The following is a 15,380-nucleotide window of genomic DNA, read 5'->3' on the forward strand; positions in this document are numbered from 1 at the left end:
TTTAAATTGCCTTTAATAAGTTAACCATTTCGATTGCAGTCAATGCAGCTTCGCTACCTTTATTGCCTGCTTTCGTACCTGAACGTTCGATTGCTTGTTCAATGCTGTCAGTTGTTAAGACACCATTGATGACAGGCATAGTGCTGTCAAGTGCAACCACACCTAAGCCTTTGGCACATTCACCTGCAACAAAGTCAAAATGTGGTGTGCTACCACGAATCACTGCACCTAAGGCAATGATGGCATCAAACTGATTTGAAGCCGCTAATTTTTTTGCAACGATAGGAAGTTCCCATGCACCAGGTGCATGAATAACAGTAATCGCTTCTTCTGAAACGCCATGACGTTTTAAAGTATCGATCGCACCTTCAAGTAAATGTTCAACCACGAAACTGTTGAAACGTCCTACTAAGATCGCATAACGACCTTCGCTTGCGAGATGTAATAAACCTTCAATTCGGCGAATTGCCATAGCAACCTCGATTATTTTGCTGTGATTTGATCGGCAGTGATGTATTCCACTACCTCTAAATGGAAACCTGACAAAGCATTGAAACGAAGTGGAGAACTCAACAACTTCATTTTTTCAACACCTAGATCACGTAAAATCTGTGCGCCGACACCAATCGTTTGATACTGATGTGACAATGCTGCATTTGATTTTAGTGGTTTCGGTTGATTTAACTGATCCAAGGCATGCCCTAAATCTTCTAAATGATCCTGACCGATCCAAACTAAAACACCACGTTCACTTGCAGCAATCGTTTTCATTGCAAGGTCTAAATTCCAAGCAGCTGAACCATCGGCTTTATTTAGTTTTAATAAGTCACGAACAGGGTTGAAGCCATGCACACGAACAGTGGTGATGCCTTGTTTTGGCTCGCCTTTCACTAAAGCTAAATGAATATCTGGATTACCGATTTCACGGTATTTGTATAAATCAAATTCACCATATTCGGTTTGAATCGTCTCTTGAGACAAACGCTCAACAGTTTGTTCATTGGTCATACGATAGTGAATCAGATCCGCAATTGTACCAATTTTCAGACCATGTTTTTCTGCAAAAACTTCTAAGTCTGGACGGCGTGCCATTGTACCGTCTTCATTAATAATTTCACAAATCACTGAAGCAGGCTCAAGACCCGCTAAACGTGTGAGATCACAACCTGCTTCGGTATGACCTGCACGATGGAGTACACCACCTGGTTGAGCCATTAATGGGAAAATATGCCCAGGTTGTACAATGTCGCTTGGTTTTGCATGTGCCGCCACAGCCGTACGAATCGTATGCGCACGCTCAGCTGCGGAAATACCTGTACTGATCCCTTCTGCTGCCTCAATCGAGAGCGTGAAGTTAGTGGCATGTTGTGCGCCGTTTTGATCAACCATCAAGGGTAGGTTGAGCTGTTTACAACGCTCACGACTCAGTGTTAGGCAAACCAAACCACGTGCATGTGTAATCATGAAGTTAATATCTTCAGGGCGAACATGCGTTGCAGCGATGACTAAGTCACCTTCATTTTCACGATCTTCATCATCCATTAGGATGACCATTTTGCCTGCACGAATATCTGCGACAAGCTCTTCAACACGACTCAGCGGCATTCGCTTTCACCTTTTATGCTGCCTTTTAGGGCACTAGTATTCGATAAATCTGGTGTAGTTTACCGTATTTTAATAAATTTCGCCTGTGCTTCTTTATCAATTAAAAAAAGTGAACAGAGCAAATAATAAAGCAACGCTTTGTCCTGAGGGGCATTTATAGCCTTGTAAGGGAGCGTTGCATTTTAAATTAGAGCCAATCTAGCCGATTAGCCTAGGATTCAGTCGAAGCTTTTACTTTTTTGCCCATTAGAATTTCAGTGCGAAGATCTTGAGCTAAAGTTGCGCACTGCTCATTCATACCATTAATCATAAAGGCATGACGAGTCATAATGTTGCTTGGATTTGGCATGATGACCAACTCATAACTGTTTTGAACTGTTTTCAACTGCTCATGATTAAGATGCAATGCTGCTTCTTTAGCATGTAAATGCTGTGTTAAGCGTTTAGCCGCTTCAATTGCATCTAACTGCATAGCATCTACAGCACTGGCAACCGCACCACGTGTTTGTAGCGCAAAGCGTTTATCTTCACGATAACGTTTATAGAGGACATCCGCTAATAATTGGAAAACAGCACCAACCATCATCAGACATTCTAAGGCATGGGCGTGTTCTGAGGTCGCTGATAAGGTTGCACCCTCAGCATTGAACTCTTGGACGACACGAATTTGTGTGACATCGAGCTGATAATGTTTAGCGCAGAGATCAATGCTTTTATCTAAGAACAATTGGCAGAGTTTAAAGTAAGGCACAGAAACCGACTGATTGACACTGCTCAAGAGTTGCTTTGGATCGTAAAACTGAATGTTGAGTGCTACGGTTTGATGATCGAGCTGAGCTTGATCTGTTGAACTTTTTTCAATTCGTGATTTTGGTTGTGCTTTTGCTTGTTGTTGCGCTTGTGCAACCAAGGTCACGGTATTTTGTTTTTCGAGTGCAAGTGCCTGAGTTAAACGTTGAATCTCATGCTTGAGATGATTTTCTTGGTTAATACGAGCTAAATATTCACTACGTGTTGGTCGAGCAATGGCACGGTACGCTAACCAAATCAACCCATGAATAAATAAAGATGCCAAAATCGCCAGCCATTGCGTGCGTAAGATTTCACCAATACTCGGTTGGATGAGCGTAATTTCAACCGTTCCAACTTTCTTCTCATTTTGTAACGCATCACGGACAAAGACCTCACCTTGACGTGTCTTTGCCATACCACTGGTCGCAAGGACTTGTTTATTGGCATCTAAAATACGAATTGAAGCAATACTCGGATTGGTTGCATAGCGATTGGCAACCAATGCCAATGAGACGGTATTAGCAGGTTCCAACTCTGAAATAGTATCCGCCACTAACTGACTGGTCATCAGTTGTCCTTGGCTGGCGCGATTTTCATTGAGTTGATGTGTCGTTGCAATCACCAATAAAAAGGTATGCAATGCAAAACTTACGATCAGTAGGCTAGCAAATAGCCCTTGGCGAGGCGCATTCAAGTTAAACTTCCAAGGCAAATAGATTTAGGTTGGGTTATGTTATGATTCTTACATACAATAGTTGTCGCTCAAACACGAGTCAATTCATGCGTGAAATCATTCTTATATCCTTTTTAGGACCAGATCAACCGAATCAGTTTACTCGATTAATGCAGGTACTTTCCGTGCATTCTTTGCAAATACTCGATGTGGGTCAGGCTGTTATCCATAATCAACTTACTTTGGGAATTGTTGTTGCTTCGGATAATGAGACTGCAACGGCATTGGCAATGAAAGAGATTTTGATTTTAGCACATGATATTGGCTTAACTGTGCGATTTAAACCAATCTCTAACGCAGAATATGATCAATGGGTGAGTGAAGGTGGACGAACTCGCTATATCGTAACGGCACTTGCACCAGAGCTCACCGCTGAACATTTGCAAGCGGTCACAAAAATTGTGTCTAGCCAAGGTTTTAATATTGAAACCGTGACACGTTTATCTGGACGCTTAGAATTAGCAACAGATGCTCATTTCCCACGCCGTGCCTGCGTTCAGTTTGGTTTAAGTGGGCAAATGCTTGATGCGCAAGCGATGCGTGCGGCATGCTTGAGTCTGTCAGGTGAACTGAATATTGATGTGGCAGTGCAAGAAGACAATGCTTATCGCCGTAATCGCCGTTTGGTTTGTTTCGATATGGATTCAACCCTGATTGAACAAGAAGTGATTGATGAATTGGCGCTAGAGGCAGGTGTTGGTGAACAGGTCGCAGAGATTACTGAACGTGCTATGTTGGGTGAGCTTGATTTCCAACAAAGTTTTCGTGCCCGTGTGGCGTTGTTAAAAGGTTTAGATGCTTCTGTATTACCGAAAATTGCGGAACGTCTGACGATTACGGAAGGGGCTGAGCGTTTAATTTCAACGCTTAAAGCGTTGGGATATAAAACCGCAATTTTATCAGGCGGTTTCCAGTATTTTGCAGAGTATTTACAAGCAAAATTGGGGATTGATGAAGTCCATGCCAATATTCTAGATGTTCAAGATGGCTTGGTGACAGGTGAAGTCAAAGGCGCAATCGTTGATGGCGCACGTAAAGCTGAATTATTGCGTCAATTGGCAGATAAAATGGGAATTTCACTAGAGCAGGCGATGGCTGTAGGTGATGGTGCTAATGACTTACCTATGCTTGCTATCGCAGGGCTTGGTGTTGCATTCCGTGCTAAACCCTTGGTTCGCCAAAATGCCAATCAAGCGATTTCAAGCGTTGGTTTAGATGGTGTCTTGTACTTATTAGGTATGCACGATAAAGATTTGAATCGTGCTTAAAACCGCACGGTTTCCCTTAAATAAAGCCGCTGTCTAAGCGGCTTTATTGATTTTAGACTCGTCATTAATTCGTCATATTTATGTCTAAATGTATAGAAAAACAACAATAAAGAAATTCTGAAAAAAGTTTTTTAATGCTGAAAAAGCCCGATATTTTTTTGTAATGACACGCAGTAATTGATGCCATATAGACATTCATAGATTTTGTAATTTTAAAAAATGTAATGACAAAAGCATATTGCGACATCTTGTGTCGTATGGTTAATTTCAGACTCTTTTTTTCTATAAAAAACCCTCCATAATGCTTAAAGACGTTAATGCAACACCAAATACTGTTTAGAGATTACAGAACAAATATGAGGTTTGGGCATGATCCAAACCACCTTTTAAAGACGGAGGTTTCTATGGAAGCAGCGAATTTCACCATGTGGGTTGGATTTGGCTTAATCGCTGTCGCAGTTATTGCTGTTTTCTTTTCTCCGTATCGTCGTTGGTTAGGTTTTATGCTAGCAGGTATGCTGAGTTGGGGACTGTTAGAAGTGGTGCGCTTTGGTATGCAAACCATGTTCGAAATGTCAGTTGCCTATAGTTATCTGACAGCACTAAGCCTTGCGATGGTCACGGTTACATTCATTCTTTTACGCGAAGATCAACAAACTAGGAGACGATTGGAAAAGCGTCAATATATTGAACACACACCAGTCTACAAGGATGATCAGCAACAATGTTCTAGCCGATAATTTATAATAATTTGGACAACCAAAGAGGCATGCTAAGCATGCCTTTTTTGTATTCATTTTCTGCAACAAAGCTTTTACAGACTGATCTACAATTGTGCTAGGATACGGTTGTCTTAATTTTCATCATTATACTGTGGGCATAAATGTCATGAAGCTTTCTTCTCTACCTGTAGTTAAGTTACCGATCGTTGATCTAAGCACTGATCCACTTGATTTGTTAGTGGCAGGTTTGGCGTTACGTATGAAGCAATTGGCACGTACTAGCCCAAAGTTTATTGAATTGGTTCATGACCGTGAATTCCGTATTCAAATTGGTACAGATTTAGGCTTGGCACGTCAGATTATTGTCAACCGTGGCAAGATTGATACCGTTGCGGGTAGTCCTGAAAAAGCTGATTTTATTTTGCAATTTGCTTCAAGTGAGCAAGGTGTGAAAACTTTAGTGAAAGGTGATCCAACGGCATTCATGACAGGCATGCAAGATGGTAGCATTAAAATGGAAGGCGATTTTAGCTTGTTGGTTTGGTTCAACCAAGCAGCGAAATTGATTCCACCAAAAGTGCCAAAGCCAGTAAAAGAAAAAATCCGTCAAGCACGCGCATTTATCAAACAAAAAACAGGTAAATAAACCAACCTGAAAGAAAACTCCCTGAATGGGAGTTTTTTTATTGCTTAGTACTATTCGATTTCTAAGTTAAACGTCACAGGCCCATCATTGATCAAATGGACTTTCATATCAGCAGCAAAAATACCTGTTTGGACATTTTCAAACTGCTGTTGTGCATATTCAACCAATTGTTCATACACTGCTTTCGCTTCGGCTGGCGGCATTGCAGGTCCAAAGTCGGGGCGTAAGCCTTTTTGAGTCTGAGCCATCAAGGTAAATTGCGAAACCAATAATAGTCCACCTTTGGCTTGACTGACATTCCAGCCCATTTTGCCTTGTTCATCATCGAAAATTCGATATTTTAAAATTTTATCAATCAGTTTTTGCCCTTTCTCTAGCGTATCTTCTTTGCCTAGACCTAAAAAGACCAGTAAGCCGTGTTGAATCTCCCCCGTGGTTTGACCCTCAACCACCACTTTTGCTTCGAGAACTCGTTGAATTAATGCACGCATAAGATTGAAAAAACAGAAAAATGAAGTGGGTAAGTTTAGCAGAGGTGCGCTATAAAAATGAGTTGCGCAGCAAAAGTCTACTATTCAACAAGCCTAATTTGATTGTATAACAACAATTATCATGCAAAAGAATTGGTTATAACCATCCGCTATGTCTGCCATTATTCGATCTTTATTGGACACTGACCTCTATAAATTCACGATGTTACAAGTGGTGCTGCATCAATTTCCACAGACACATAGCGTGTATTTATTTCGTTGTCGAAACCTAGAAGATACGGTTTATCCTTTAGTTGAGATTCTAGAAGATTTGAATCATCAGCTTGATTTACTCTGTGAATTACGTTTTGCTGAAGATGAATTGCAATATCTCCGTTCTTTACGTTTTATCAAAAGTGATTTTGTTGATTATTTAGAATTATTTCAGCTTAAACGTCGATTTATTCAAGCCAATATTGATCAGGCAGGTCGTTTGGACATTCGTATCGAAGGACCGATGGTTCAAGCGATGATGTTTGAGATTTTTGTGTTGGCGATCGTCAATGAATTGTATTTCCGCCGTATCCGTAGCGATGATGTATTGGCAGAAGGCGAGCATCGTTTGCAGCAGAAATTGATGCAATTAGAAAAATATTCGCAAGAACAACTAGATAATGAACCACCATTTTTAGTTTCAGATTTTGGTACTCGTCGTCGTTATAGCTTTGAATGGCAGAAACATGTGGTAAAGGCATTTCATGCCGCTGCACCCAAGGTATTTCGTGGAACCAGTAATGTCCTACTCGCCAAAGAATTAGGCATCAGCCCAATCGGTACAATGGCACATGAGTTTTTGCAAGCTTTTCAGGCTTTGGATGTGCGATTGCGTAATTTTCAAAAGGCAGCGCTAGAAGCTTGGGTACAAGAATATCGGGGGGATTTAGGCATTGCCTTGACTGATGTGGTGGGAATAGATGCCTTCTTACGTGATTTTGATTTGTATTTTGCCAAACTGTTTGATGGCTTACGCCATGATAGTGGTGATCCGTACGAATGGGGCGATAAAGCCTATGCACACTATCGTAAATTAAAGATTGATACCAAAACCAAGATGCTGACTTTTAGTGATGGTTTGAATTTAGAAAAAGCATGGTTATTACATCAATATTTTAAAGATCGTTTCCAAGTGAGTTTTGGTATCGGGACGAATCTAACCAATGATATGGGACAGACGCCATTGAATATTGTGTTGAAATTGGTGGAGTGTAATGGTCAGTCAGTGGCAAAGATTTCGGATAGTTCAGGCAAGACTATGACCGATAATGAGACTTTCTTGGCGTATTTAAGACAGGTGTTTGAGATTGAAGAAGCCTAGCTATTCTTTCACACTCAAAATCTGGTACGGTCGTGGAATAGCTCAAACGTTATGAGAGATTTGTATAAGCACTCTTTACTTTTGAAAGATCAAAAGTAACAAAAATCTTGTGTTGAACTGACGGCACATCCTTGATGCCGCAGTTCAACGGGCGGCATCCATGCCGCCTCCGCACCAGTAAATTGTTTCGATAGATTTATATGGCTTAACTTTCGCAATGGTCAGCAAATTTTATACTTTTAATCCATAATCGTTGGGCTTTTTGCTATATCTACTTTTCTGCTAAATGAATGCAAAAAATCAGACAAAGATAAAAAGTCGGCTATGTTAAAATCAACCTAATGCGGATGACAAAACAGCATAAAAATGACTGATGTAGATTTTAAACTAGGTTTACTGATTGAGCCTGAAGAACTTGTACCTTATTTAGGACATGAGCTGATTCGTGTCGTTGATTTAAGCCGAGCATCGGTTTATGAACAATTACACATTGCCCATGCGATTCATTTGCAGCCAAAATATTTGGTTGCACAGCAAGAACAAGCCAATGGGGTATTACCTGATTTAGCGAGTTTGCAGGCTTTAATTGAGAAATTGAATATTACCCCTCAGCACCATGTCGTGGTCTATGACGATGAAGGTGGGGCGTGGGCAGGGCGTTTAATCTGGAATTTACATTGCTTAGGTTTTGAGCGTACCAGTTTAATCAATGGTGGAATTCATGCTTGGTTAGGTGCAGCTTTGCCAACAACCGCAGATGTTGAAAAAGTCATACCAGTCGCTGATCTTCTACACGTTGATTTAGATGCGGTGCAACAACATCGTATTGAATACAACGAACTACTTCAGCAAGTGCAAGAACAGAATATTCAGCTATGGGACTGCCGTACCAATGAAGAATATACTGGACTACGTTTAGCTGCACGACGTGGTGGTCATATTCCAAATGCACTGCATTTTGAATGGAGTACTGCCCTTAATCGTGAAAATCATCTAAAATTACACTCGCTTGAACGCACACAACAACGTTTAGAACAACTAGGCTTTAATTTACAACAACCTGTCGTGGTGTATTGTCAGTCTCACCATCGTTCGGGCTTGGCGTATATCTTGGCAAGATTGCTCAATTGGCAAGTTAGAGCTTATGACGGTGCGTGGAGTGAATGGGGCAATCGCCTCGATAGTCCTATTATTTCAGGGGAGTCACCATCTTGAGTTTTTCAGCAGATTTAAAAAAACAACTTTTTATCCAAGCACAAAATTTAGTACCGCAACATCAACTCAGCCGTGTGATTGGTAAAGTTGCCGCAAGTGAAAATGTTTTGGTGAAAACTGCTGTGATTCAAGCATTCAAAGCAAAATACGGCATTGATATGAGCATTGCCAAGCAAACCAATCCGAACCAATATAAGTCATTTAATGAATTTTTTACTCGTGCGCTTAAAGATGGTGTACGTGGTGTAGATGAACAAGCGGATAGTATTGTGTGTCCTGCTGATGGTGCAATTTCACAGTTGGGTAAAATTGAAGCGGGTGATATTTTTCAAGCCAAAGGTCAAAGTTTTTCTGTTGATAAATTGATTGGTGATCCGCAATTGGCGAAACCATTTATTGATGGTCAGTTTGCAACGGTTTACTTATCACCGAAAGATTATCACCGTGTACATATGCCATTGGCTGGCACGTTGACCGAAACTTTATATATTCCGGGTGAGTTGTTCTCAGTCAACCAAACTACGGCTGAAAATGTACCAGGTTTGTTTGCACGTAATGAGCGTATGGTCTGTCTGTTTGATACTGAACTTGGTCGTATGGCGGTGGTTTTAGTTGGCGCAATGATTGTTGCGGGTATTGAAACTGTTGCAACGGGTAAAGTAAAACCAACAGGTCGTGTTGAATTACAACATCACCAAATGCAATTGGATAAAGGCGCGGAGTTAGGTCGTTTCTATCTAGGTTCAACTGCTGTGGTTTTATTTGAAAAAGATAAAATGGTCTGGGAAGAACAGTTTAAAGCGAACTCGACTGTAGTGATGGGTGAGCGGTTGGGGCATTCGGTTTAATTTAGAAATAAGTTTAAAAAGCCCTTTAAAACTTTAAAGGGCTTTTTTATTGTTACGTATTTCGCATAAGCTGTATTATGTTAATTTTAAATAATCTTTATAATATGTATTTGTCATCAATAATAATGGATAGGTTTTTAAATCATGAGTTTTTTCACAGAATTACAAGTTAGACATACTGATTTCGATGAAGTTGATCTCTCATCCGAAAAAACTAAAATTTTAGAAATATTAGCTAATGATGGAGTTCATGAAGACGTTTATAGCAGTCTAGTTACTGCATTTAGTGATGGTAAAGAAGGACTGAATGTTGATCCTATTTATTGCTTAGAACTTATAGAAAAAATAGCAGAATTATTCCCTAATTCTAACTTTGAATGTCGTGGACTTGGTGAAGAATATTTTTATACATGGATTATTTGTGTTGAGAATGGTCAGGTAATTTTTAAAAATCAGCCATGGGAAAGTGAAAATCCTTTTGTTTAAATCTGTCCGATGTAACATAATAGGTTTTATGAGATTTATAAAAAACCAGTAAAAATAGTAACTTAATTATATTTTTTGATTTTGCATAAGGTGTATTATGTTAATTTTAGGCAATCTAAAAAGTATCTTACTTATTAAAATCTTGGGAAATGTAGGCTGTTTATGTCATTTGACTTCGTAAAAATCTTTAAAGAAATTGATCTTCATAAAAACGATACTGATGTTGATAATTTTATGACAACGGTCATTAATCATTGTCATGAAATGCAGCCAAATAAAAATTGGGAACTATTCAAAGCATTAGATTACACAGCAGAAGTTAAAAGTTTAGCTCCCCATGTAATTAATATTTTAGAAAAAGAAGCTTCTCCCTTTATTGAGCAAGGATTTTGGTTTGGTCTTTCTGATAATGGGTATCTATATTTTGCAGTATCAGATCAATACATTTCAGAAGAAGATAACCTAGATTGGATGTCTGAAGCCCAAACATATTATCCTGAACAAGGTGCCTTTAGCTCTGAAATTTTACGATCTATTGAAGATTTAGCAGATGAAACCGAGCTAGATAATTATGCTGAGTATCCTTTTTTCTTAGCTTATGCACTTAAACTGGCACAAGCATCAATCAATCATTATAAAACCGCTTATCCAGAGAGAAAGATTGGGTATTCTGTTGGGTATGATTCAGGAGATTTCATTACTGGAGGATGGATTTAACTCATCCATTTAACATAATGGGCATTATGCGAAATCATTCTTTATTATTTTAATTAAATCAATTTCTTATAAATTTAACATAACCTAAAAAAACACCTAAAAGCCGACACAGAAACAAGTTGGCTTCTTTTTGAGCAGTTCTGATATTTCTTGCCAAGTATAAAACTAACCATGTACGCTTTTTCTTACACCAATTCCAGTCAATGACCCATATTCGTACCGATCCAAATCACCTAATATCAACTCATCAGGGAACAGGAAGTTCCAAAACATAAAACAAGAATGATAAGTTTGAGCATCAGGACGTGAGGTAGGACAGGAGTTATACCTAAAGTGCGAAATACGAAAAAGCCCGACAGGATGTCGGGCTTTTTTCATTTGATCTAAAACTCGGTAAGTTCTTAAAAGTTCATCTGCTTAGCATTGTAATAAGCATGAATAGCATCTGCACAACTGTTAATGATTGGGTCTTCATTCTTTTTCCAAATTAATCTGACTTCACTCAATGCATTTTCATCATGAATGGGAATCAGTCTGACATTATTTGGAAGAATCACTTTAAATTCCTCGGGTACGATACAAATGCCAAAACCATTCGCGACTAATTCCAGTTGAGACCTTTTTCTCGAATAGATTTTGGTTCTTTTAGGGGTAAAACCATTGACTAAACATAAATTGGCAGCCAGATAGCTTAGCCCACCACGTCCTTTATGAGGCACAGAAACAAAATTAAGTTGTGCTAACTCTCGAATCGTCACACTTTCTTTTTCATAGAAAAAGGAGTCTGAGCTATGAGCAGCAACGTATAAAGGGGCAGTGTATAAACTGATCGAATTTACATCATTTAGATTGTGATAAATCGGCGGGCGAATAAAGCCCAAATCAATGCTGCCATTTAATAAATATTCGAGCTGTAGTTCAGATGATAAAGTATTCATTTCAATATCAATCAAACGTGTATCACACAACTGCTCAAAGATTTCGAGCTTATTTTGATCAAGTACAATGCTGCTAGAGTGCGCAATTTTAATAATTCTACCTTCACCACGACTAATACTTTGAGCACTAACAATCGAGCTTTTTAAATGATCAAGATTGGTCTTTAAACTTTTATACAGTGCCTCACCTGCAGGTGTTAGTTTAATTTTCTTTTCTGAACGATCAAAAATTTCAAAGCCTAGTTCTTCTTCTAAATTTTTAATTTGCCTGCTGAGTGCTGATTGGGCAATGAAAAGCTTTTCTGACGCTGCGATAAAGCCACCAGTTTCAACAATCGTGATTAGATAATTGAATTGTTTTAATGTCCACATATCTCAAAATTAGATCATTGCTTGTTTTTTCTATATTAGATTAGATGGTAAAAATCTTATACCTTTTTCATAGATTCTTTATTTGAGTAACTGAAGATGACCATGACAAAGAAAATATTGATATTGATCGCTTTTGTTATCATTTGTGTGCTCGCTCAAAGCTATGATGCTTATATGGGAATGACGAACTCCATAGATCATATGAATTTATTGGGTGATTAACAGAATGCATTTAACTTAAAGCTTAGATTTAATCCATTTGATAAATGGTCCAAGCATTGAATGATGTACGCTTTTTCTTACACCAATTCCAGTCAATGACCCATATCCGTACACATCCAAATCACTTAATATCAACTCATCGGGAACAGGAAGTTCCAAAACATAAAACAAGAATGATAAGTTTGTGCATCAGGATGTGAGGTATGACAGGAGTTGTATCTAGTGAAAGGAATACGAAAAAGCCCGACAGGATGTCGGGCTTTTTTACTTTTGCTTTGATAGTGTTAACCACAATCACTTTACAATCGAATCCATGTCATATTTCGGAAAGTATTATTGCTAGGATTTTTTGTATTGATGTTTAACATTTTACCTGTTTTGCTCAAACGCGCGTTTAGGTTGTATTTATAGCCATCATAAGGATTTATCCAAATACCGAGTCCAAATTCCTCATTTGGGCTGAGCATCTTAAGACCCGTTAAAACTTCCATACCGATGATTGGTTGATTTTTTAAAGCGCCTGAACATAGGGTGCATAAAGTCGGTATTGCCTCTTTACCTAGAGGATACATTTTGACAATCACGGCACTATATTGTTCAGTCTTAGAGTTCCGTCTAATCACAATATCAGATAAATAAGAACCAGTGCGTTCATCTACAACTTTCCAAGTCCCAATTAAGGGATCAGTCGGTGTAGCGATTGCAGCAAATGGACTGCTTAGTCCAAAGAGAAATACTAAAGTGCGGAAAAAATGAGGATTCATAAAGTATTTTACATCTAAATAAGAATGCGTTAGCAGTGAAATTAAACAAGGTATTATTATATTGTTATTGTAATCAGATTGTAATATCAAATATTTAGGGAGCGATTTAAGCTCCCTAAATATTTTTAAACGATACGATATAAACGCTCTTTAGGGAATACTGCAGTAAAGGTTGACCCTTCATTTTCTTTCGAGCTGATTTCTAAATGTGCACCATGCTGCATCAAGACATGTTTGACAATCGCAAGACCTAAACCTGTGCCACCTGTTTGACGACTACGTGCACTGTCTACACGATAAAAGCGCTCGGTTAAACGTGGTAAATGTTTTGGATTAATACCGATCCCATTATCTTGCACAGTAAAGTAAGCATGATCACCATCTTCATGCCAACCAATGGTAATAATGCCGCCTTTTGGCGTGTATTTAATTGCATTGGTAATTAAATTGCTGAAAGCACTGGCAATTTCCATATCTGAGCCAATCAGATCACAATGGCTGTCGATATCGAGATTTAACGTGTGACCATAGTCCAAATTGTAGGCACGAGCATCATCAAATAATTGATTCATTAAATTTGCCATATCAATAATTTGGTTTTTTGCGACTTTCTTATTGTTTTCCAAATTGGATAACAGCAATAAATCATTGACCAAAGCATTCATACGTTTAGTTTGTGACTGCATTTGAGTAAAAGCACGTTTCCAACGCGGCGTAATGTCATCTTGATCGATAAATGTTTCGATATAACCACTCAGTACGGTGAGTGGTGTGCGTAATTCATGTGAGATGTTATCGACAAAGTCTTTACGCATTTGTTCAAGGTTATGTACTCGTGTCGTGTCATGAGCGACTAAGAGGCGACTTTCTCCACCAAAGCGTGTCAGTTTCACTTGCACATAGCGGTCTTCATCCATTTGTGCTTGTAGGCGAATACCATCAGGTGCTTGATCAATATGATTAAAATATTCAATAAAACTCGGTTGGCGCAAAATAGCCAATAGATTACGCCCGCGATCTAAGGGATTAATCCCTAATAGTTTTTCTGCCGCAGGGTTCCACCATTCAATTTGGTGTTGGTCATCAATCAAAACCACAGCTTCTGCTAGTGCAACCAAAGAGGATTGTGCACGGTCAATTAATCCGACCATTTCCGCTTGAACAATACGCTCTTGGCGTTGTGCACGATAGACATTGAATAATAATGCCCCCCAAATTCCGCTTAGGTTGGGAGGAACATCATAAGGACGATTTGAAATCCATTCATTGACTAAATACAGTGACCGAAGTTGTAGGAAAAAAAACAACACGAATGCGACAAAAATACAGCTCCAGAAGTATCCAACCCCGAATCCAATTAAGCTCGCAATCAATAAGAAAAAAAGTAACAGTCTTAAATCTTGTTTTGCAAACGTCCATAAATTGCTGTGACGGAAACGTTGATGTTCACGTGCAAGCTCAGGGACGGGATAAGGTTCATACATAAAGGATTTTTAACCTGCTGCTAAATCAGCGCGTGTAGAGAAACGGTAACCTGTGCCGCGTACCGTTTGTACAAAACGATCAACGCCGAAAGGTTCTAAAACTTTGCGTAAACGACGGATATGTACATCGATGGTACGGTCTTCGATATAGACATTGCCACCCCAAACCTGATCAAGTAGTTGTGCACGTGTGTACGCACGCTCTGGGTGGGTCATAAAGAAAGCCAGTAAGCGATATTCAGTTGGACCCATCTCTAAAATACTATTGCCAAAGCTGACGCGTTGGCTAACAGGGTCAAGCATTAAACCATTGGCATCAATGACTTTTTCGCCACTGAGAGCATTGGCACGACGTAATACAGCCTTGATACGAGAAACCAATTCACGTGTGGAGAATGGTTTGGTCATGTAATCATCTGCACCTGCATCAAGTCCTTGCACTTTATGGTCTTCTTCACCACGTGCAGTGAGCATGATCACAGGAATCTCTGCCAAGTTTTCATCACGTTTGAGGCGACGGCATAGATCTACACCACTGACACCCCCTGGTAGCATCCAATCCAGCAAAATAAGAGCAGGACGCTGATCGACGATAATCTGATGCGCTTGTTTGGCATCCTCTGCTTGTAAACATTGGAAGCCTGCCATATCCAAAGAGGTATGGATCATTTCGCGGATCGGTAACTCATCATCGACAATTAAAATATAGTCATCTTTCACAGC

At 39.3% G+C, this 15,380-nt stretch carries 16 protein-coding genes; 8 read left to right on the forward strand and 8 right to left on the reverse strand.

Annotated elements, in window-relative coordinates; genetic code table 11:
- Position 1 precedes the first annotated feature (1 nt).
- The 3 genes from ribE to MMP60_RS00320 form a co-directional block, all read right to left on the reverse strand.
- On the reverse strand, positions 2 to 472 hold the full coding sequence (gene ribE, locus MMP60_RS00310) for a 6,7-dimethyl-8-ribityllumazine synthase (RefSeq protein ID WP_018678724.1): 471 nt from the start codon (positions 470 to 472) through the stop codon (positions 2 to 4).
- A gap of 11 nt (positions 473 to 483) precedes the next feature.
- Positions 484 to 1,605, reverse strand: coding sequence for a bifunctional 3,4-dihydroxy-2-butanone-4-phosphate synthase/GTP cyclohydrolase II (gene ribBA / locus MMP60_RS00315; RefSeq protein ID WP_241334464.1), 1,122 nt, complete (start codon positions 1,603 to 1,605; stop codon positions 484 to 486).
- A gap of 211 nt (positions 1,606 to 1,816) precedes the next feature.
- Positions 1,817 to 3,109 carry a hypothetical protein gene (locus MMP60_RS00320; RefSeq protein WP_241334465.1) on the reverse strand — a complete coding sequence of 431 codons (1,293 nt, stop codon included), beginning with the start codon at positions 3,107 to 3,109 and terminating at the stop codon, positions 1,817 to 1,819.
- 68 nt (positions 3,110 to 3,177) lie between these two features.
- On the opposite strand from MMP60_RS00320, the gene serB reads away from it, so the two are divergent.
- The 3 genes from serB to MMP60_RS00335 all read left to right on the forward strand — a co-directional run bounded on the left by serB (position 3,178) and on the right by MMP60_RS00335 (position 5,766).
- On the forward strand, positions 3,178 to 4,398 hold the full coding sequence (serB, locus tag MMP60_RS00325; protein WP_241334466.1) for a phosphoserine phosphatase SerB: 1,221 nt from the start codon (positions 3,178 to 3,180) through the stop codon (positions 4,396 to 4,398).
- 404 nt (positions 4,399 to 4,802) lie between these two features.
- Positions 4,803 to 5,138: a ciprofloxacin tolerance protein AciT gene (gene aciT / locus MMP60_RS00330; protein WP_241334467.1), complete on the forward strand. Its 336-nt coding sequence runs from the start codon at positions 4,803 to 4,805 to the stop codon at positions 5,136 to 5,138.
- A gap of 148 nt (positions 5,139 to 5,286) precedes the next feature.
- Positions 5,287 to 5,766, forward strand: a complete 480-nt coding sequence (locus tag MMP60_RS00335) for a hypothetical protein (RefSeq protein WP_018678719.1) — start codon at positions 5,287 to 5,289, stop codon at positions 5,764 to 5,766.
- 50 nt (positions 5,767 to 5,816) lie between these two features.
- Here MMP60_RS00335 and dtd read toward each other — a convergent pair whose 3' ends face one another.
- Positions 5,817 to 6,257, reverse strand: coding sequence for a D-aminoacyl-tRNA deacylase (dtd, locus tag MMP60_RS00340; RefSeq protein ID WP_241334468.1), 441 nt, complete (start codon positions 6,255 to 6,257; stop codon positions 5,817 to 5,819).
- Positions 6,258 to 6,408: 151 nt separating this feature from the next.
- Between dtd and pncB the strand changes: the two genes are divergently transcribed.
- The 5 genes from pncB (at position 6,409) to MMP60_RS00365 (ending at position 10,877) form a co-directional block, all read left to right on the forward strand.
- Positions 6,409 to 7,611 carry a nicotinate phosphoribosyltransferase gene (gene pncB / locus MMP60_RS00345; protein WP_241334469.1) on the forward strand — a complete coding sequence of 401 codons (1,203 nt, stop codon included), beginning with the start codon at positions 6,409 to 6,411 and terminating at the stop codon, positions 7,609 to 7,611.
- A 366-nt stretch (positions 7,612 to 7,977) separates the two neighbouring features.
- Entirely contained in the window at positions 7,978 to 8,826 is an 849-nt protein-coding gene (locus tag MMP60_RS00350; RefSeq protein ID WP_241334470.1) for a rhodanese-like domain-containing protein, read from the forward strand.
- A complete protein-coding gene (gene asd, locus MMP60_RS00355; protein ID WP_241334471.1) occupies positions 8,823 to 9,674 on the forward strand; it encodes an archaetidylserine decarboxylase in 852 nt (283 codons plus the stop codon). The genes MMP60_RS00350 and asd overlap by 4 nt, the downstream gene beginning before the upstream one ends.
- Before the next feature lie 144 nt (positions 9,675 to 9,818).
- Positions 9,819 to 10,160: a hypothetical protein gene (locus MMP60_RS00360; protein WP_180108366.1), complete on the forward strand. Its 342-nt coding sequence runs from the start codon at positions 9,819 to 9,821 to the stop codon at positions 10,158 to 10,160.
- Positions 10,161 to 10,322: 162 nt separating this feature from the next.
- On the forward strand, positions 10,323 to 10,877 hold the full coding sequence (locus tag MMP60_RS00365; RefSeq protein ID WP_241334472.1) for a hypothetical protein: 555 nt from the start codon (positions 10,323 to 10,325) through the stop codon (positions 10,875 to 10,877).
- 401 nt (positions 10,878 to 11,278) lie between these two features.
- Here MMP60_RS00365 and MMP60_RS00370 read toward each other — a convergent pair whose 3' ends face one another.
- From MMP60_RS00370 to phoB, 4 genes are all read right to left on the reverse strand, one after another.
- Positions 11,279 to 12,187 (reverse strand): LysR family transcriptional regulator, encoded by a 909-nt coding sequence (locus tag MMP60_RS00370; protein ID WP_241334473.1) that lies wholly within the window; start codon positions 12,185 to 12,187, stop codon positions 11,279 to 11,281.
- Between the two features lie 521 nt (positions 12,188 to 12,708).
- Positions 12,709 to 13,173, reverse strand: coding sequence for a DUF2147 domain-containing protein (locus MMP60_RS00375; RefSeq protein ID WP_241334474.1), 465 nt, complete (start codon positions 13,171 to 13,173; stop codon positions 12,709 to 12,711).
- A 125-nt stretch (positions 13,174 to 13,298) separates the two neighbouring features.
- Positions 13,299 to 14,657, reverse strand: coding sequence for a phosphate regulon sensor histidine kinase PhoR (gene phoR, locus MMP60_RS00380; protein ID WP_241334475.1), 1,359 nt, complete (start codon positions 14,655 to 14,657; stop codon positions 13,299 to 13,301).
- A gap of 9 nt (positions 14,658 to 14,666) precedes the next feature.
- Positions 14,667 to 15,377 (reverse strand): phosphate regulon transcriptional regulator PhoB, encoded by a 711-nt coding sequence (gene phoB / locus MMP60_RS00385; protein ID WP_004679100.1) that lies wholly within the window; start codon positions 15,375 to 15,377, stop codon positions 14,667 to 14,669.
- Positions 15,378 to 15,380: the final 3 nt, after the last annotated feature.

This window comes from Acinetobacter sp. ANC 4805 (assembly GCF_022549495.1).
Classification (GTDB): domain Bacteria; phylum Pseudomonadota; class Gammaproteobacteria; order Pseudomonadales; family Moraxellaceae; genus Acinetobacter.